This window comes from Sinorhizobium sp. M4_45 (assembly GCF_002885915.1).
Classification (GTDB): domain Bacteria; phylum Pseudomonadota; class Alphaproteobacteria; order Rhizobiales; family Rhizobiaceae; genus Sinorhizobium; species Sinorhizobium meliloti_A.
Genome location: NZ_NWVE01000005.1, coordinates 244,183 through 263,301, shown reverse-complemented (window position 1 = coordinate 263,301; position 19,119 = coordinate 244,183). Strand labels below are relative to the sequence as shown.

The following is a 19,119-nucleotide window of genomic DNA, read 5'->3' as shown; positions in this document are numbered from 1 at the left end:
AAATGCCCCGGAATCCGGGGCATTTCGTTGTAGATCCGATGGTCGGTGAGGCGATCACGCTGCCGTAAGGCTCTTGCGGACATCCTCGTCCGTGAGGATACCGCTGGCGCGAAGCAGTGCCGCGAAGCGGCCGTTGCTCTGGCTGAGTTCGTGGAAGCCGCCCATTTCCACGATCCGGCCCTGATCCATGAAGATGACCAGATCGGCTTCCCGCACCGTCGACAGGCGGTGGGCGATGATGAAGGTCGTCCGGTCCTTGCGCAAGGCGTCGATGGCATCCTTGACGCGGGCCTCGGTCTCGACGTCGAGCGCGCTGGTCGCCTCGTCGAGCACCAGGATCGGCGCGTTCTTCAGGATCGCGCGGGCAATCGCGACGCGCTGGCGTTCGCCGCCCGACAGCCGGTTGCCGCGTTCGCCGACGACCGTGTCGTAGCCGTTGAGGCGGTCCTCGATGAAATCGCTCGCGGCGGCGGCCTCGGCGGCTGCCATCACCTCGTCCAAAGAGGCGTCGTCACGGCCGAGGCGGATATTTTCGCCGATCGAGCGGTTCATGAGGCCGGCATCCTGGAAGACCGTGGCGATCGACCGGCGCAGCGATTTGCGGGTGACGGTCGCGATGTCCACGCCGTCGATCAGGATCTGGCCGTGCTTCGGCTCGTGGACCCGCTGCAGGAGGTTGACGAGCGTGGTCTTCCCGGCACCGGTCGGGCCGACGATGGCGATCGTCTGGCCGGCCTTGGCCTTGAACGAGACGTTGCGCACGCCTTGGGCGGAGTTTGCGAAGTCGAAGGAAATGTCCTTGAATTCGACCTCGCCGACGACACCCTTCAGTTCCCCGGCATCGGACGGCTCCTCGCGGTCCTGCACGGAATCCTCGAGCTGGAAGAAATCTTCGAGTTTGGCGCGCGCTTCGAAGATCTGCGTGGCGAAGGCCTTCATCTGGTCGAGGCGGCCGATCAGCAGATTGGCGAAGCCGATGAAAGCGATCACCTCGCCGACGCCGAGCTCGCCGCGCTGCACCAGAACGGTGCCGATGACGAGGATCGCCATCATCGAGATGGTCGAGGCAATACGGTTGAGGCCGCTCGCCAAAGCCCACCAGTCGAGCACCGGATACTGGGCCGACAGCAGGCGCTGCGTGAACTTCTTCAGCTCGCGCGTTTCAGCTTCGATGCGGTTGTAGCTGTGAACCACCGAAACGTTGCTGATCGAGTCGGACACGTGCGAGAAGACCGTGTGGTAATGGCCCTCGACGGCAGCCTGACCCTCCTTCGTGCGGCTCATCACGACCTTGCTGATCATCACATAGGCAGCACCGAGCACGACGAGGATGAGCGACAGACGGACGTCCATGGCAAAGGCGGTCGGAATGAGAAGGACGAGCGCCACTGCCGTCGCCAGATGCTGCCGCATGAATTCGAGCCAGAGGCCGAAGAGCGTCTCGCAGGCGCGCAGCAGCGTATGCAGCGCATTCGAAGTGCCGCGCTGACTGTGCCAGGAGAGAGGCATCGAGACGATCCGGCCGAAGGCTTCGGTCAGGAGCGAAGCGCGGCGACCGTGGGCGAGACGGTCCGCCTCTCGGGAAACGAGCACGAAGGCGATCGTATTGAAGACGCCGAAGCCCGCCCACAGGAGCAGCATCGGCGCGACGTCCTTCTGTGAGGAGATCGCGTCGATGATTCGGCCGAACAGAATCGGCTCCGCAATGGTGATGGCAGCCAGGACGATATTGGCTATGACGATCGCCCCGACGCGAAACTTGTGGACAGCAAGATACTGAAGCGCTCTTGCATACACCTGAAACAAGGACACTGTCTCACCCCTTTCGGGTATCGGAATTTCGCCGCAACGGCACGAAGCGGCGATGCGTTGCGTCTTGAACCGACGGCAAGATGATCTTCATCCACCTTGCGTGCCGGCAAAGCCGCGGGTGACGGCCTTTGCGTTCTTCCCAAAAAACGCGGTAGACGGGGCGGATCAGCGAGAAGGATCATCCGATACCATGGGAGGGTTGGCGGGATGATCCATCGTTAGCTATCTTGATGCCCCGACTCCGAGTTTTTGCAGGTTTCCTGCAAGACCGGGCGTGATATGAAGAATTATCGCGGTTGCAACATGAATGGCTTCTGAACGGCGTATTCATATGGCCTGGCGGGTTGCGCGGCGCGTTTTTGATTCGAGGATGCTCTATGAATATTACGTTGCTCGTACAGTTTCTGGCGCTACTGGAAGAGATGAAGACGCGCGAGGAGATCCTGCCCGAGTTCGAGCGCCTGCTCGACCGGTGCGGTTTCGACTTCTACGGCATCGTGCGTCAGCCGAAACCGCACGAGAATCCGCTGAGACTTCTTCTGGCCGGACGCTGGCCGGAGGGCTGGCCGCAGATTTACATCCGCAAGAAATACGTCGTCATTGATCCGACTATTCGCTTCCTCGGTCATGCCCAGCGCGGCTTCCGCTGGCGCGACACGCTCGTGGCCTTCCGCTCGGACCCGCACCGCAAGCGCATGGAAAGCATGATGGTCGAGGCACGCAATCACGGCCTCTTCGACGGCTATATCTTTCCGGTGCACGGCCGGCGCGGGCTCATGGGCAACCTGACCGTGGGCGGCCGGGTGGTCGATCTGAGCCCGGTGGAGTTGAGCCTTTTCGACGCCATCGCCAAGCGGCTTTTCTGGAAGCTGCTCGAACTCACCGATCCGGAGATCATGGCGGAACTCGTCTCGCGCGTCGAAGTCCAGATGACGCGGCGCGAAATGGAGGCGCTCCACTATCTCGCCGACGGCATGACATCGAACGACATCGGCAAGGTCCTCGACATTTCCAGCCACACGGTCGACTGGTACATGAACGGCATCCAGGAAAAGTTGAAGGCGAAGAACCGGCATCACGTCGTGGCGATCGCCTTCCGTCTGGGACTGATCTCCTGACGACCCGTGCTCCTGACCGAATGGGTCAGCATTCGTGTCGCATCTGAAATTGCGCTTCATTCCTTGACTCGCTAATAGTTCTTTTCGCGGGTGCAGCATTCCCGCGTGTCCAAGTCTATGAGGAGTCCGACTTGTCCATTTCCAAGATCCTTGTTGCCAACCGTTCCGAAATCGCCATCCGCGTCTTCCGCGCGGCCAATGAGCTGGGGCTTAAAACGGTCGCGATATGGGCTGAGGAGGATAAGCTGGCGCTGCACCGCTTCAAGGCGGACGAGAGTTATCAGGTCGGACGCGGGCCGCACCTTCCCCGCGACCTCGGGCCGATCGAGAGCTACCTGTCGATCGACGAGGTGATCCGCGTCGCCAAACTGTCCGGCGCCGACGCCATACACCCGGGCTATGGGCTGCTCTCCGAAAGCCCGGAATTCGCCGAGGCCTGTGCCGCAAACGGCATCACCTTCATCGGCCCCAAGCCGGAGACGATGCGCCAGCTCGGCAACAAGGTCGCGGCCCGCAACCTGGCGATCTCGATCGGCGTTCCGGTCGTACCGGCGACCGAGCCTCTGCCGGACGATCCGGAAGAGATCAAGCGACTGGCCGAGGAGATCGGCTATCCGGTCATGCTCAAGGCGTCCTGGGGCGGCGGCGGCCGGGGCATGCGGGCGATCCGCGACCCCAAGGACCTGATCCGCGAGGTGACCGAGGCCAAGCGCGAGGCCAAGGCCGCCTTCGGCAAGGACGAGGTCTATCTCGAAAAGCTGGTCGAGCGTGCCCGGCACGTCGAAAGCCAGGTCCTCGGCGACACGCATGGCAACGTCGTCCATCTTTTCGAGCGCGACTGCTCGATCCAGCGTCGCAACCAGAAGGTCGTGGAGCGGGCGCCGGCGCCCTATCTCGATGATGCGCAGCGCCAGGAACTCGCGGATTATTCGCTGAAGATCGCCCGGGCGACCAACTATATCGGCGCCGGCACCGTCGAGTATCTGATGGATTCCGACACCGGCAAGATCTACTTCATCGAGGTCAATCCGCGCATCCAGGTCGAGCATACGGTCACCGAGGTCGTAACCGGCATCGACATCGTCAAGGCGCAGATCCACATTCTCGACGGCTTCGCCATCGGTGCGCCGGAATCGGGCGTGCCGCGCCAGGAGGACATCCGCCTCAACGGCCATGCGCTGCAGTGCCGCATCACCACGGAAGACCCGGAGCAGAACTTCATTCCGGATTATGGCCGCATCACCGCCTATCGCGGCGCCACCGGCTTCGGCATCCGCCTCGACGGCGGCACGGCCTATTCCGGGGCGGTGATCACCCGTTACTACGATCCGCTGCTCGAGAAGGTCACCGCCTGGGCGCCGAACCCGGGCGAAGCGATCCAGCGGATGATCCGTGCTCTGAGAGAATTCCGCATCCGCGGCGTGGCGACCAACCTCACCTTCCTCGAGGCTATCATCAGCCACCCGAAGTTCCAGGATAACAGCTATACGACGCGCTTCATCGACACGACGCCGGAATTGTTCCAGCAGGTCAAGCGCCAGGACCGCGCCACCAAGCTTCTCACCTACCTCGCCGACGTCACCGTCAACGGCCATCCCGAAGTCAAGGGCCGGCCGAAGCCCTCCGACGATATCGCCGCGCCCGTCGTGCCGTTCATCGGCGGCGAGGTGAAGCCCGGTACGAAGCAGCGCCTCGATCAGCTCGGCCCGAAAAAATTCGCCGAATGGGTCAAGGCTCAGCCGGAGGTGCTGATCACCGACACGACGATGCGCGACGGCCACCAGTCGCTGCTCGCCACCCGCATGCGCACCTACGATATCGCCCGCATCGCCGGCACCTATGCGCGGGCGCTGCCGAGCCTCTTCTCGCTCGAATGCTGGGGCGGCGCGACCTTCGACGTGTCGATGCGCTTCCTGACAGAGGACCCGTGGGAGCGGCTGGCGATGGTGCGCGAGGGTGCGCCGAACCTGCTCCTGCAGATGCTTCTGCGTGGGGCCAACGGCGTCGGCTACAAGAACTATCCGGACAATGTCGTCAAATATTTCGTCCGCCAGGCCGCGAAAGGCGGCATCGACGTCTTCCGCGTCTTCGACTGCCTGAACTGGGTCGAGAACATGCGCGTCGCGATGGATGCGGTGGCCGAGGAGGACAGGATCTGCGAGGCGGCGATCTGCTATACCGGCGATATCCTCAATTCCGCCCGGCCGAAATACGACCTGAAATACTACACGGCGCTCGCGGCCGAGCTGGAACAGGCCGGCGCCCATATCATCGCCGTCAAGGACATGGCCGGGCTATTGAAGCCGGCCGCCGCCCGGGTGCTGTTCAAGGCGCTGAAGGAAGCGACCGATCTGCCGATCCATTTCCACACCCACGACACTTCGGGCATTGCGGCGGCGACCGTGCTCGCGGCGGTCGAATCCGGCGTCGACATCGTCGATGCGGCGATGGACGCGCTCTCCGGCAACACCTCGCAGCCCTGCCTCGGCTCGATCGTCGAGGCGCTGTCCGGCTCGGAGCGCGACCCGGGCCTCGATCCGGAATGGATCCGCCGCATCTCCTTCTACTGGGAGGCGGTACGCCATCAATATGCGGCCTTCGAAAGCGACCTCAAGGGACCGGCTTCGGAAGTCTATCTGCACGAGATGCCGGGCGGCCAGTTCACCAATCTGAAGGAACAAGCCCGCTCGCTCGGCCTCGAGACCCGCTGGCACGAGGTGGCGCAGGCCTATGCCGACGCCAACCGGATGTTCGGCGATATCGTCAAGGTGACGCCGTCTTCCAAGGTCGTCGGCGACATGGCGCTGATGATGGTCTCCCAGGATCTGACGGTCGCCGATGTCGAGAATCCGGGCAAGGACATCGCCTTCCCGGAATCGGTCGTCTCCATGCTCAAGGGCGATCTCGGCCAACCGCCGGGCGGCTGGCCGGAGGCGCTGCAGAAGAAGGCGCTCAAAGGCGAAGAGCCCTATGACGCCCGTCCGGGCTCGCTTCTCGAAGACGCGGATCTCGACGCCGAGCGCAAGGGCATCGAGGAGAAGCTCGGCCGTGAAGTGACCGATTTCGAGTTCGCCTCCTACCTCATGTATCCGAAGGTCTTCACCGATTATGCGGTGGCCTGCGAAACCTACGGCCCCGTCAGCGTGCTGCCGACGCCCGCCTATTTCTACGGTATGGCGCCGGGTGAGGAACTCTTCGCCGACATCGAAAAGGGCAAGACGCTCGTCATCCTCAACCAGGCGCAGGGCGAGATCGACGAGAAGGGCATGGTCAAGATGTTCTTCGAATTGAACGGCCAGCCGCGGTCCATCAAGGTGCCCGACCGCAATCGCGGCGCCTCGGCCGCCGTCCGCCGCAAGGCGGAAGCCGGCAACGCCGCCCATCTCGGCGCGCCGATGCCGGGCGTGATCTCGACCGTCGCGGTGGTCTCCGGCCAATCGGTCAAGGCCGGAGACGTGCTGCTCTCCATCGAGGCGATGAAAATGGAGACGGCGCTTCATGCCGAGAAGGACGGGGTGATTTCCGAGGTGCTCGTCAGGGCCGGCGATCAGATCGATGCGAAAGATCTGCTGGTCGTGTTCGGGGGTTAGGCACCGCCCGATACCTCAAATGTCATAGCTCATCGGCGCGCTCAGCGAGGCGATGAACCGCTTCGTCCGCTCGCGCTCCGGCGTCGAGAAGATCTTGCGCGGGGGACCGCTTTCGACGACGACGCCGCCATCCAGGAAGACGACGTGATCGGCGACGCGGGAGGCGAGGCGAAGGTCGTGGGTGGCCATGATCATCGTGGTGCCTTCCCGCGCAAGGCGGCTCAGGACCTCCACCACTTCTTCCGCCAGTTCCGGATCCAGCGCCGAGGTCGGCTCGTCGCAAAGGAGCACGCGCGGCGAGGGAGCAAGTGCCCGGGCGATCGCGACGCGTTGCTGCTGGCCGCCGGATAGCGTGGCCGGCCAGGCATCCGCCTTATGCGCCATGCCGACCTTCTCCAGCAGCTCGAGCGCCCGGGTGCGGGCCCGGTCGGCCGGCCACTTGAGGACGGTGACGAGGCCTTCCATCACATTGCCGATCGCCGTCTGGTGCGGGAAAAGCTGGAAGTTCTGGAACACCATTCCCGTCTGACGGCGCAGTCTCTGGATCGCTTGCCAGCCGACCTTCCGGCCTTCCGCGAATTCGAGCCGCTCGTCGCCGAGGCGGATTGCCCCCGCCGTCGGGATCTCCAACAGGTTGACGCAGCGCAGCAGCGTGCTCTTGCCGCCGCCGGACGGTCCGACGAGCGCAGTCACGCTGCCTTCCGCGAGCGAGACGCTGATGTCGTTCAGCACGGTGTTGGTGCCGAAGCGCTTGACGATGTGGGAGAGTTCGATCATGCGCGCGCCTCCAGGAAGCCGCCATAGCGGGCGAAGCGCTGCTCCAGTTTCCCCTGCAGCGCCGAAAGGACGGAACTCATGACAAGATAGATCAGGGCGGCTTCGATGTAGAGGACCAAGGGTTCATAACTGGTGGCGACGATGCGCTGCGCCGTCTGGAATAGCTCCGGCACCGTGATCGCGGCGGCGAGCGAGGTGTCCTTGACGAGCGAGATGAAGGTGTTCGACAGCGGCGGAACGGCGACGCGGCCCGCCTGCGGAAGGATCGTCCGGCGCATCGCCTGGCTCCAGCTCATGCCGATCGAATAGGCCGCTTCCCACTGCCCCCTCGGAACCGACGAGATCACCGCGCGGATGATTTCGGAACTGTAGGCGCCGATATTGAGCGTAAAGCCGATCAGCGCTGCGGGAAAGGCGTCGAGCAGTATGCCCATGCTCGGCAGGCCGTAGAAGATGACGAAGAGCTGCACGAGCAGCGGCGTGCCGCGGATGACCCACACATAAAACCGGGCCACGGCCGCGAAAGGAGCCGGAGCAAACAGCCGGACGACGGCGGTGACGAGGCCGAGAGCCAGGCCGAGGGTGAAGGAGAGGAGCGTTAGCGGGATCGTGAAGATCAGCCCCGCCCAGAGCAGGGCCGGCAACGAATCCGCCATCAGTTGAAGCCAGTGGGGCAAGGGAGAACCTTTCAAAACGCGCGATCCGTCCCGGATGCCGGGACGGATCGCGATTCATAAGCAGGATGGGGAAAGGTGTGAAGCCCACATCCGTGCAACGTGAAGAGCGGGGGCGGTTGTTCGACCGGTCGCGCTTCCGCAGGCCCTATTTCGAAACGTCGGCGCCGAAATATTTCTGCGAGATCTTCTCATAGGTGCCGTCGGCCTTGATCTCGGCCAGCGCCTTGTTGATCGCTTCGAGCAGCTCCGGCTCGCCCTTGCGGATGATGATGCCCGAATAATCGGCATCGGGCTTTTCGGCGGCGATCTTCACATTCGCATCCGGCTTCTGCTTCTTGAAGTCGAGGAAGGAAAGGCTGTCATTGATGGTCGCGTCGGCCCGGCCCGTCAGCACGAGCTGGATCGACTGGTCGAAACCGTCGGTTCCGACGAGCTCGGCGCCCGAGGCTTGCGCGAGCTTGCCGAAGTTGCTGGTCAGCGACTGTGCGGACTTCTTGCCCTTCAGGTCGGCGAAGTCCTTGATCTCCTCGTCGTCGCCGCGGACGATCAGCACCGCCTTGGAGGCGATATAGGGTTCGGAGAAGTCGTATTTCTTCTTGCGTTCCTCGGTGATGCCGACCTGGTTGATGACCGCGTCGTAACGGTTTGCGTCGAGGCCGGCGATCAGGCCATCCCACTTGCCTTCCAGGAATTCCGGCTTCACGCCGAGGCGCTTGGCGACTTCCTGACCGATCTCGACGTCGAAGCCGACGAGAGCGCCGCTCGCGTCATGATAGGTGAAGGGGGCGTAAGTGCCCTCGGTGCCGATCTTCAGCACGCCTGCGGACTTGACCTCGTCCAGGTTCTGCCCCGCCTCAGCGGGAACGAAGGCGGCGAGTTGCAGGAGGGCGGCAGCAAAAAGCGTCGGAAGGAGTTTCATGGTTGTTTCCAGTTCTGGTTCTCCGGCCCGTCATCCGGATTGCAGCGAATTTCGCATAAACCCGCCAGTTTCCAAGCGTATAAAAGACCAATTCCGAACGGTTTCGATGAAGATTTTTCCTCAGATGGCCGATTCCTACCGAAAACGCTGCGGCGTGAAATGTTCCGTTGCGTGCCTGCAGTTTTGCGGCAGGCGGGATTGAAAGCCGTGGTCGGGAGTGATAATCACGTTTCCATCGATTCATGCACGATTATGCACGGTTTCAGGATGTCCATCGATCTGCTGCTGCGAGAGAGAAAGAGTCTGATCCAGGAAAGGCTCAGAACCGAGGGCCGGGTGCTTGCGGCCGATCTCGCGCGCGAATTCGGCGTGTCGGAAGACACGATCCGCCGCGACCTGCGCGAAATGGCCGCCGCCGGTCTTTGCGAGCGCGTCTATGGCGGAGCGTTGCCGGTTGCGCCCGACGCAGGCTCGCTCGTGGGCCGGATATCGCGCGCGCCCGAACGGAAGGCGGCGCTGGCGCAGGTTGCGGTCGCCTTTCTAAGGCCGCGCATGACCGTGTTCCTCGACGCCGGCTCTGCCAATCTGGCGATTGCGCAGGCGATCGGACCGGACCTCCCCGCGACGATCATCACCAATACGCCGCCGATCGCGGCGGCTTTGATGGAGAAGCCGGGCATCGAAGTCATTCTGGTGGGCGGGCCGCTGAACCGCGCTGTCGGCGCGGCGGTCGGTGCGCGGGCGCAGCGCGACGCCGAGCTCTTGCGGCCCGATCTCGCGATACTCGGGACCTGCGGTGCGGATGCCGAAGCAGGGCTGACCGCCTTCCACTTCGAGGATGCGGAATTCAAGCGGCTGATCGCTTCCAGGAGCCGCGCCCTGCTTGCGGCCGTCACGACCGACAAGCTCGGTACCGCTGCGCCGCATCCGGTGGTCGCCATAGACGGTGCCTCCACGCTCGTTCTCGAGGCGGATGCGCCGGAAGCCCATGTCGCGGCCTTCACGGCGCGGGGGGCGAACGTCGTTCTCGCGAAGGAGCCTATCCGGTGATCCGCGATCCCGACGGCAATCTCATCGAAATTACCAATTGAGCCGGACGATCCGGCAGCGGAAGGTTAACCCATGGATCAGCGTACAGATTCCGCCCAGAAAGCCGTTGGCCGGCAGGGCTACATGTCGAAAAACCGGCTAGCCGTGTCTCTCCTGTTTCTGATGAACGGCTTCGTCACCGGAAGCTGGGCGCCGAAAATCCCGGAGTTCAAGGAGCGCCTCGGCATCGGCGAGAGCGTTCTCGGTCTTCTCATCCTCGGTTTCGGCATCGGCTCGCTGGTGCTGATGCCGATTGCCGGCGGCTTCATCGCCCGTCTCGGCTCGCAGAAGGTGGTCAAGGTCACGGCGATCATCCTTTCACCGCTGCTTCTCCTTCTGACGCTTCTGCCGGATCTGTGGACGGCAGCACTCGGCATGTTCCTGCTCGGCGGCTTCGTCGGCGCGATGGATGTGGCCATGAATGCCAATGCCGTCGAGGTCGAGAAGTCGATGCGCCGTGCAATCATGTCCTCGTGCCATGCCTATTGGAGCCTCGGCGGGCTGATCGGCGCCGGGATCGGCGGCTTTCTGATGGCCCGCTTCGGCGTGCTGCCGCATGCGATCGTCGTCACCTGTCTGTGCCTTGCGATACTCGCGGTTGCCTGGCCGATGATCCTTGCCGACCGGCCGCATCATGCGGCAACCAAAGAGAAGCTCAGGCTGCCGATGACACCGCTGCCCTGGCTGATCGGCATCATGGCGCTTTTCTCGATGGTGCCCGAGGGGGCCGTTCTCGACTGGGGTGCACTTTATCTGAAGGATGAACTCGGCGCCTCCGTCGAGCTTTCAGGCTTCGGTTTTGCGGCCTTCTCGGGGACCATGGCGGCGATGCGCTTTGCCGGCGATCACGTGCGCGACCGGCTCGGCGCCACTCTGACCCTGCGCATCTGCACCGTGACCGCTCTCGTCGGCATGGTGCTGGCCGGTCTCGCTCCCAATGCCGTTCTCGCGATCCTCGGTTTTGCGCTTGCAGGCATCGGCATTTCCAACATGGTGCCGATCGCCTTTTCGGCCGCCGGCAATATGCCGGGTCTGCAGCCGGGCATCGGGCTGTCGGTCGCGACCACCATGGGCTATTCCGGCATGCTGTTTGCGCCCTCATTGATCGGCTTCATCGCGGAACACAGCGGCTTCGCGATCATCTTCGCCTGTGTCCCCGTGCTGTTCATCGTGGTGCTGCTGCTTTCGCATCACGCCGTTCATGCGGATCATGGCAAGGGGTGATCGTCCTTCGGGCGGGGCGCAGACTGGCGCAAGCGACTGCTCGCGTAGCCGCTGCCATCAATTCGCCGTCAGCGCGTGATGTTGCCGTTGACAAGCGGGCGTTCCTTCGCCACCTGAAAAGTGAAAGTATCGGGCGGTCCGTGCGCGTTCCGCTCTGCAGCAACGGACCCAAGAAGAGGCCTTCATGTCTTCTGCCTTCGATTTCGAGCCACAGCCGCGCCGCGCCTCGGTCGCCGTCGATGTCGGCGGCGTGATCGTCGGCGGTGGTGCTCCGGTCGTCGTCCAGTCGATGACGAACACCGATACGGCCGATATCGATGCGACGGTGGCGCAGGTGGCCGCACTCCACAAGGCAGGTTCGGAACTGGTGCGCATCACGGTCGATCGCGACGAGAGCGCCGCGGCCGTGCCGAAGATCCGCGAGCGGCTCCTGCGCCTCGGCATGGACGTGCCGCTCGTCGGCGATTTTCATTATATCGGGCACAAGCTGCTCGCCGATCATCCGGCCTGTGCCGAGGCGCTTGCCAAATACCGCATCAATCCCGGCAATGTCGGTTTCAAGGACAAGAAGGACAAGCAGTTCGCCGAAATCATCGAGATGGCGATCCGCTACGACAAACCGGTGCGCATCGGGGTGAACTGGGGCTCGCTCGATCAGGAACTGCTGACGCGCCTGATGGACGCGAACCAGGCGAATGGCTCCCCTCTGACGGCACAGCAGGTGATGCGCGAGACGATCGTGCAGTCGGCGCTTCTCTCGGCGGAACTTGCAGAGGAGCTGGGCCTGCCGCGCAACCGCATCATCCTGTCCGCCAAGGTTTCTGGCGTGCAGGACCTGATCGCCGTCTATGCGATGCTTGCCGCCCGTTCCGACCATGCGCTTCATCTCGGCCTCACCGAGGCGGGCATGGGCACCAAGGGCATCGTCGCCTCTTCCGCCTCGCTCGGCATTCTGATGCAGCAGGGCATCGGCGACACCATCCGCATTTCCCTGACGCCCGAGCCCGGCGGCGACCGCACGCGCGAGGTGCAGGTGGCGCAGGAGCTTCTGCAGGTGATGGGCTTCCGTCAGTTCATTCCGGTGGTCGCGGCCTGTCCGGGCTGCGGCCGCACCACCTCGACCGTGTTCCAGGAACTGGCCCAGAAGATCCAGGAGGATATCCGCGCGAGCATGCCGGTCTGGCGTGAGAAATATCCGGGCGTCGAGGCGCTGAAGGTTGCCGTGATGGGCTGCATCGTCAACGGCCCCGGCGAGAGCAAGCATGCCGATATCGGTATTTCGCTTCCTGGAACCGGGGAAATGCCGGCCGCACCCGTCTTTATCGACGGGCAGAAGGCGCTGACGCTGCGCGGACCGAAGATCGCCGAGGACTTTCAGCTGCTCGTCGCCGATTATATCGAGAAACGCTTCGGCCACGGCCAGGCGGCCGCGGAGTGACCAGGCGGCGCCTTCGCTTTCCGACGATCTGATAGCGCGCGTCAGATTACGCGCGCCGTCATCCCATCGGATGGGCTGAACGTCACGACATGATCAAGCCGCCATCGACGTTGATCGTCTGACCTGTGATGTAGGCGGCATCTTCCGAGGCCAGGAATGCGACCAGCGCTGCGACTTCGGCAGGCGTTCCGGCGCGCCCCATAGGGATGCCGCGGACCCACTCGGCCATCAGTTCGCCGGGGCCGTACTCACCGAGCATCTGACCCCAGACGCGGTCATTGTAATCCCACATCTCGGTGTGAATGATACCGGGGCAAATTGCGTTGGCTGTGATGCCCTCGCCAGCGAGTTCTTTGGCAAGGCTCTGCGTCAAGCCGACCACGCCGAATTTCGAGGCGGCGTAGTGCGGAGTATAGATGAAGCCTTGGCGGGCTTGGCCGGAGGCGGTGTTGATGAGTCGCCCTTTGGTTCCGCTGGCGCGGAAGCGGCGAATGGCTTCCTGGCAGCAGAGGAAGACGCCCTTGGTGTTCACGTCGAGATTGAGGTCCCACTCGCGCTCGGTGAGGTTTTCGACCTTGGCGATGGTGATGACGCCTGCGTTTTGGACGGATACGGATACCGCGCCCAGCTTCGCCTCGGCTTCACCATAGGCTTCCTGAACCGCTCGGACGTCGGTTACATCCAGCGTCAGTCCGATCACATCGGTGCCGGTCTCCTCAGCCAGTGTCTCGGCCGCCGCGGACGTATCCTTCTCGATTGCGGCGATGGCGACCTTTGCTCCCTCTTCGGCAAAGCGTTTGGCGATGCCGCGCCCGATTCCCTTGTTGCCGCCGGTGACGAAAACCGTTTGGCCTGCGAAACGTCTCATGGTTTTTTCCTCCATATGCGCAACGGGCCAAGACTGATCGCCGGATCAGGCCGTGAGCCGAGCTGCTGTGAACTTGTCGGTGACGAGCACATCGATAACGCCCAGTTTAAGCGCGCCGGCGATGGCTTGAGTTTTGGATTCTCCGCCCGCGAGCGCCATGACGCGGTCGGTCCTGCGCAGGTCTTCGAGCGAGATGCCGATTACGCGGTCGTTGAGCGGAGTTTCGACCGGCTTTCCGTCCTTGTCGTAAAACCGGTAGGAAATCTCGCCAACCGCCCCTGCCTCATGCAGCATCGCCATTTCCTGGCGGGAGAAGGTGTTGCCGGAGCGGGCGAGCAGCTCGGATGGTTCCACCGCGCCGATGCCGACGATGGCAAGGCTAAGGCGGCCGAAGAGGTCCATTGTTTCGCGCACGACCGGGTCGGCGAGCATGACGAGTTTCGCCTCGCGTGAGGAGGTGATGCCCTGGACGAGAAGCAGTCTCGGCTCGCCGCCGGTGAGTCTTGCGAGGCGCGCGGTCAGTTGCGTGGCATGGGTCTGCACCGAGGCGTCGCCCATGCCGCCGAGGATCTGAACGATGTACTTGGCCTTGGCGTTCTTCAACGGGTGGATGTTGTCGACCATGCGCAGAATGGTCTGACTCCAGCTCGAGACGCCGACAATCTCGTCCTGCTTCAGAGTGACTTCGAGGAAATGGGCGGCCGCCTCGCCGATACGAGCCATGATCGCCCCATCGCGATCCTCCGAACAGTCTATGACAATGGCTTCGGTCAGGCCGTAGCGCTCTCGCAGCGCGGTTTCCAGATCCGCAAAGGTGCCGGCCGGGGGGATGACCGTCGTGCGCACGATGTCTTCCTGCTCGGCGCGCTTCAGCATGCGCGAAACCGTCGCCTGCGACATGTGCATGATCTCGGCGATCTCCGCCTGCCTCTTGCTTTCGATATGGTACATCTGGGCAACGCGGGCGATCAGTCGAAGCTCGTTGAGCCGTCCCATTGGGGTCCTCCAGCAGTGAATTTTTATTCACTCATAATCGACGGACCTCGCACGGTCGAGCGGTAGATTGCGTCCTGCCAAATCACAAGGCGATCTGTGGCGTCGCATACGCGCGGGAGGAGGGGATTGCCGGCGCGCGGCAGGGAAGCGACAGCGGCGAGATCGGGCCAGACGCCCAGCGAGAGACCCGCCAGATAGGCCGCGCCAAGAGCGGAGGCCTCAGGCGCGTCGCATTGGATAATGACGTGGCTTAGAGTATCGGCGACGCATTGCATCAGGAAGGTGTTCTTGCTCGGCCCGCCATCCGCATAGAGACGGCCGAGCGGTGTCGGCGATTGCGCGGACATCGCCTTGAAGACGTCATGGACCTGGAAGGCCATCGAATCCGTGACCGCACGCGCCATCTGGGCGCGTGTCGTGTTGAAGGTGATGCCGGAAAACAGTGCTCGTGCATCGGCCTGCCAATAGGGCGCACCGAGACCCACGAAAGCCGGCACGAAACCCGGCCCTCCCGGCTCGGCGGTGGCGGCGAGATCGATCAGGGCCTGGACATCGGAAAGGCCGAGCATTTCGGTCATCCAGGGGAGGGCTGCGGCCGAAACGAGAATATTGCCCTCGAATGCATAGGTCGGCCGGCCGGCGATCGACCAGGCGATCGTGGTCGTGATGCCCTGCTGGGGTGCGATGAAGCGAGGCAGAGTCGTCATGACCGACGAGCCGGTGCCGAAGGTCACTTTGCCGTCGCCGGGATTAAAGGCGCCATGGCCGAAAAGCGCGGCATGGCTGTCGCCGATCGCCGAGGCGATCGGGATGCCGTCCTTCAGCCCCGGCACATTCTTCGTCACGCCGAAGCGGGCGGCGCTGTCGCGCACCTCGGGCAGGGCGGACTTCGTCACGCCGAACAAGTCGCAAAGCTCGTCGCTCCAGACTTGGTGGTTGAGGTCGTAAAGCTGGCTGCGCGCGGCATTGGCGGCATCGCAGGCATGGATCGCGCCATCCGTGAAGCAATGGATCAGCCAAGCGTCGATCGTGCCCAGTCGGACCTCGCGGCCTGCCGGCACGCGATCGAGCAGCCACTTCATCTTGGGACCGGGGAACATTGGGTCGATGGGGAGACCCGTGAGCGCCTGAACGCGTTCGGCATGGCCCGCGACGGTGAGTTCGGCGCAAGCAGGCGCGCTGCGGCGGCATTGCCAGCTGACCACCGGGCCGAGCGGCTTGCCCGTCACGGCATCCCAGACGGTGACCGACTCGCGCTGATTGGAGATCGCGATCCCGAGAATGTCGGCGCAAGGTCCCGTTTCCAGGCACGCGGCAATCGCCTCCAGAACCGATTCCCAGATGCGAAGCGGGTTCTGCTCCACCCAGCCAGGCTGCGGATGTTCGATGCCGACCGGAGATGCGCCGCGCGAAAGGATCTCCCCGGTCGTCGAAACGAGCACGGCTTTGGAATTCGTGGTGCCCTGGTCGATGGCGAGAATGGCAGTCGTCATGGCGGCTCCGGCAGGCAGGAATTGTGGGCGCGGCAGGAGGATTGCCGCGCCCGGCACGAAAAATCTAATCGCGCGTGATCATGCGCGGGAAGGCTTCCGTGCGATCAATGCAACGGCCGCTTCGGCGATGGCGGCAGGGGACATGCCGAACTCGTCAAGCAGGAATTCCGCCGATCCGGTAGGCGCGAAGATGCCCGGAACGCCGAGAATCTTCATCGGCACGGGGGCTTCGGCCACGACGAACTCGGCGATGGCCGAACCGAGGCCGCCGAAGGTGGAGTGCTCTTCCGCCGTCAGGATCGCGCCGGTCTCGTGAGCGGCGGCCACGACGGCATCGATATCAAGCGGACGGACCGTCGCCATGTTCAGCACGCGTGCCTCTATGCCCTCTGCCGCCAGCAGATCGGCGGCTTTCATCATGCGGTGTGACACCGTGCCGTTGGCGACGAGGGTGATCGCGTCGCCGTCGCGCAGCAGGTTGGCCTTGCCTACTTCGAATGTGTGGTCAGCCGGCAGCAGGTCCGGAACGCCGACGCGCGACAGGCGCAGGAAGACCGGACCGTCATAGCGGGCGGCCCATTCGACGGCCGCGGCGGTCTCGATCGAGTCGCATGGCGCGATGACCGGAAGGTTGGGCAATACGCGGGTCCAGGCGAAATCTTCGATGGAATGGTGCGTCGGCCCAAGCTCGCCATAGGCCATGCCGGAAGAAATGCCGATGAGCTTTACGTTTGCGTTTGAATAGGCGATGTCGGCCTTGATCTGCTCCAGCGACCTGCCAGTGAGGAAGCATGCGGCGCCGCAGACGAAGGGCAGCAGCCCGCCATTGGCAAGGCCGGCGCCGACGCCAACCATGTTTTGTTCGGCGATCCCGACATTGACCAGCCGTTCGGGCCATTTGGATTTGAAGCCGCCGAGCTTCGAGGAGCCGACGGAATCGTTGCAGACGGCCACGATCCTGGGGTTCTCCGCGCCGAGGCGCTCCAACACGGCAACGAAGGCGTCGCGGCAATCATGCAGTTTGGGAGAGGTCATCACGTCCTTCATCACAGCGCCTCCGAGAGCTCAGCCACGGCAATCTCGTATTGTTCGGCATTCGGCACCTTGTGGTGCCAATCGACCTTGTCCTGCATGAAGGAAATACCATGGCCCTTGTTGGTATGGGCGACGATGCAGTGTGGGCGCTCGCCGCGTTTTTCCAGCGCCGGAACGATTTCGTCCATGGCGTTCCCGTTGATCTCGGTCACATCCCAGCCGAAGGCTTCGAGTTTGGCGGGGAATGGGGCGAGGTTGTTGGTGTCCTTCAGAGTCGCGCCTTGCTGGAAGCGGTTGTGGTCGATGATCAGGGTCAGGTTGTCGAGTCCGAACTGCGCGGCTGACGCGATAGCCTCCCAGTTGGATCCTTCCTGCATCTCGCCGTCACCGGTCAACACATAGGTGTGGTATTTCGCGCCTGTTACCTTTGCGGCCTTCGCCATGCCGACCGCCACCGGAAGGCCATGGCCGAGCGGGCCGGTATTGGTCTCGACACCCGGTACCTTGGTACAGTTCGGGTGCCCGTTGAGACGCGAATGAGGCTTCAGGAATGTGCTGATCTCTTCCTCCGGAATGAAGCCTCGCCGGGCCAGCGTCACATAGAGCGCCAGCGCCACATGGCCTTTCGACAACACGAAACGGTCGCGCTCCGGATGCTTCGGCTGTTCGGGCCGGATGCGCAGCACGCGAAAATAGAGTGCCGTCAGTATGTCGATGGCGGACATCTCCCCGCCGATGTGGCCGGCGCCGGCTTCGAAAACCGCTTGCAGATCGCGAAGGCGGATCTGTCGAGCGATGCGGTCGAGATCGTTCGGCTGCATGAAATCCTCTTGATGAATAATTATGCGATTGCACGTATACTTGCATCTCGATCCGGCAAGTCAAGCGAAAATGCGTTTCGCACCCCATGAAAATTCACGGCGTGGTCGTATTGACACGCCCACGATCTGTCATGTACGCATTTACACACAGTGATGAATAAATATGCCAACCGCCGGTCAGGAGGCGGATTATGCGGGAGGACGACGCATGCGGGCTGCAGTGCAAGAGAAGCAAGGGACTGCCGTGAGGCAGCTTCCGTCACTGAAGGGCGCGACCGGCCCGCTGATCGGGCTCATCGTGCTGTGCCTTTTCCTCACCTTCGCAACGGACAAGTTCCTATCGGTGCGGAATTTCCTCAATGTGCTCGACCAGATTACGGTGCTCGGCGTCATGGCCGTCGGCATGACTTTCGTCATCCTGATCGGAGGTATCGACCTTGCGGTCGGCTCGGTCATGGCGCTTGCGATGATGGTGCTCGGCTACCTCAACGTGGTGGCCGGCGTACCGATGTGGCTCGCTATTCCCCTGGCGCTCGCCGCCGCATCGCTAAACGGCCTCGTCGCGGGCCTCCTCATAACGCGCTTCAACGTACCGGCCTTCATCGCGACGCTGGCGATGATGTCGATCGCGCGCGGCCTTGCGAACATGATTACCGACGGCCAGCAGATCATAGGCTTTCCGGCCTGGTTCAACATGATGGCCATCGTGCGCTTTGGCGACTTCCTGACGCTGACGGTTGCCGTGATGATCGTGGTCTTCATCGTGGGGCTTCTTTACCAGCGCTACCGGCATGGCGGGCGCGTGCTCTACGCCATCGGCGGCAATGCCGAAGTGGCACGCCTTGCTGGCATCAACGTCCAGCGCGCGACCGTGCTCGTGTATGTCGTCTGCAGCTTCCTCGCGGGCCTTTCCGGCATGGTGCTCGCGGCTCGTCTCGACTCGGTCCAGCCGTCGTCGGGCGTATCCTACGAGCTCGACGCCATCGCGGCGGTGGTCATCGGCGGTACCTCGCTTTCCGGCGGCACCGGCGGGATCGGCGGCACCATTATCGGCGTGCTCATCATCGGTGTCCTGCGAAACGGTCTCAACCTGCTGAGCGTGTCTCCGTTCATGCAGCAGGTGATCATCGGTGCCGTCATCGTGCTCGCCGTCACGGCAGAAACCTACCGAAAGCGGAAATAACGACTTTCGCCCCGCTGCCGAGGTGCGGCGGGGTGCTGAAAACGGCCAGCAATGGTGCAGGCCGGAAAAGGAGAAGGTG

Annotated in this window: 15 protein-coding genes; 6 read left to right on the top strand and 9 right to left on the bottom strand. The window is 63.2% G+C overall.

Going from position 1 to position 19,119, the window contains the following annotated elements:
- Positions 1-54: 54 nt before the first annotated feature.
- Positions 55-1,812, bottom strand: coding sequence for a glucan ABC transporter ATP-binding protein/ permease (locus CN933_RS16475; protein WP_018098745.1), 1,758 nt, complete (start codon positions 1,810-1,812; stop codon positions 55-57).
- 377 nt (positions 1,813-2,189) lie between these two features.
- Between CN933_RS16475 and CN933_RS16470 the strand changes: the two genes are divergently transcribed.
- A complete protein-coding gene (locus CN933_RS16470) occupies positions 2,190-2,930 on the top strand; it encodes a helix-turn-helix transcriptional regulator (RefSeq protein ID WP_003535227.1) in 741 nt (246 codons plus the stop codon).
- A 131-nt stretch (positions 2,931-3,061) separates the two neighbouring features.
- Positions 3,062-6,520: a pyruvate carboxylase gene (pyc, locus tag CN933_RS16465; protein WP_102761826.1), complete on the top strand. Its 3,459-nt coding sequence runs from the start codon at positions 3,062-3,064 to the stop codon at positions 6,518-6,520.
- Between the two features lie 15 nt (positions 6,521-6,535).
- On the opposite strand, the gene CN933_RS16460 is transcribed toward pyc, so the two are convergent.
- From CN933_RS16460 to CN933_RS16450, 3 genes are all read right to left on the bottom strand, one after another.
- Positions 6,536-7,297 (bottom strand): amino acid ABC transporter ATP-binding protein, encoded by a 762-nt coding sequence (locus CN933_RS16460; RefSeq protein ID WP_018097441.1) that lies wholly within the window; start codon positions 7,295-7,297, stop codon positions 6,536-6,538.
- Entirely contained in the window at positions 7,294-7,974 is a 681-nt protein-coding gene (locus tag CN933_RS16455) for an amino acid ABC transporter permease (protein ID WP_018097440.1), read from the bottom strand. Before CN933_RS16455 ends, CN933_RS16460 begins: the two co-directional genes overlap by 4 nt.
- Positions 7,975-8,119: 145 nt before the next feature.
- Positions 8,120-8,893 (bottom strand): amino acid ABC transporter substrate-binding protein, encoded by a 774-nt coding sequence (locus tag CN933_RS16450; RefSeq protein WP_018097439.1) that lies wholly within the window; start codon positions 8,891-8,893, stop codon positions 8,120-8,122.
- A gap of 252 nt (positions 8,894-9,145) precedes the next feature.
- Between CN933_RS16450 and CN933_RS16445 the strand changes: the two genes are divergently transcribed.
- The 3 genes from CN933_RS16445 (at position 9,146) to ispG (ending at position 12,644) form a co-directional block, all read left to right on the top strand.
- On the top strand, positions 9,146-9,943 hold the full coding sequence (locus CN933_RS16445) for a DeoR/GlpR family DNA-binding transcription regulator (RefSeq protein ID WP_018097438.1): 798 nt from the start codon (positions 9,146-9,148) through the stop codon (positions 9,941-9,943).
- A gap of 72 nt (positions 9,944-10,015) precedes the next feature.
- Positions 10,016-11,206 carry an MFS transporter gene (locus tag CN933_RS16440; RefSeq protein WP_018097437.1) on the top strand — a complete coding sequence of 397 codons (1,191 nt, stop codon included), beginning with the start codon at positions 10,016-10,018 and terminating at the stop codon, positions 11,204-11,206.
- Positions 11,207-11,390: 184 nt separating this feature from the next.
- Complete coding sequence (gene ispG / locus CN933_RS16435; protein ID WP_018097436.1) at positions 11,391-12,644, top strand: flavodoxin-dependent (E)-4-hydroxy-3-methylbut-2-enyl-diphosphate synthase; 1,254 nt, start codon at positions 11,391-11,393, stop codon at positions 12,642-12,644.
- Positions 12,645-12,726: 82 nt separating this feature from the next.
- Here ispG and CN933_RS16430 read toward each other — a convergent pair whose 3' ends face one another.
- The 5 genes from CN933_RS16430 to CN933_RS16410 all read right to left on the bottom strand — a co-directional run bounded on the left by CN933_RS16430 (position 12,727) and on the right by CN933_RS16410 (position 17,857).
- On the bottom strand, positions 12,727-13,512 hold the full coding sequence (locus CN933_RS16430) for an SDR family oxidoreductase (RefSeq protein ID WP_018097435.1): 786 nt from the start codon (positions 13,510-13,512) through the stop codon (positions 12,727-12,729).
- Between the two features lie 45 nt (positions 13,513-13,557).
- Positions 13,558-14,508: a sugar-binding transcriptional regulator gene (locus tag CN933_RS16425; protein ID WP_018097434.1), complete on the bottom strand. Its 951-nt coding sequence runs from the start codon at positions 14,506-14,508 to the stop codon at positions 13,558-13,560.
- 23 nt (positions 14,509-14,531) lie between these two features.
- On the bottom strand, positions 14,532-16,001 hold the full coding sequence (locus CN933_RS16420) for an FGGY family carbohydrate kinase (RefSeq protein WP_018097433.1): 1,470 nt from the start codon (positions 15,999-16,001) through the stop codon (positions 14,532-14,534).
- A gap of 78 nt (positions 16,002-16,079) precedes the next feature.
- Positions 16,080-17,048 (bottom strand): transketolase family protein, encoded by a 969-nt coding sequence (locus CN933_RS16415; RefSeq protein WP_018097432.1) that lies wholly within the window; start codon positions 17,046-17,048, stop codon positions 16,080-16,082.
- Entirely contained in the window at positions 17,048-17,857 is an 810-nt protein-coding gene (locus tag CN933_RS16410; protein WP_018097431.1) for a transketolase, read from the bottom strand. Before CN933_RS16410 ends, CN933_RS16415 begins: the two co-directional genes overlap by 1 nt.
- 208 nt (positions 17,858-18,065) lie before the next feature.
- Here CN933_RS16410 and CN933_RS16405 point away from each other — a divergent pair, with 208 nt between their 5' ends.
- Positions 18,066-19,040, top strand: a complete 975-nt coding sequence (locus CN933_RS16405) for an ABC transporter permease (protein WP_018097430.1) — start codon at positions 18,066-18,068, stop codon at positions 19,038-19,040.
- The last annotated feature ends 79 nt before the right edge of the window (positions 19,041-19,119 follow it).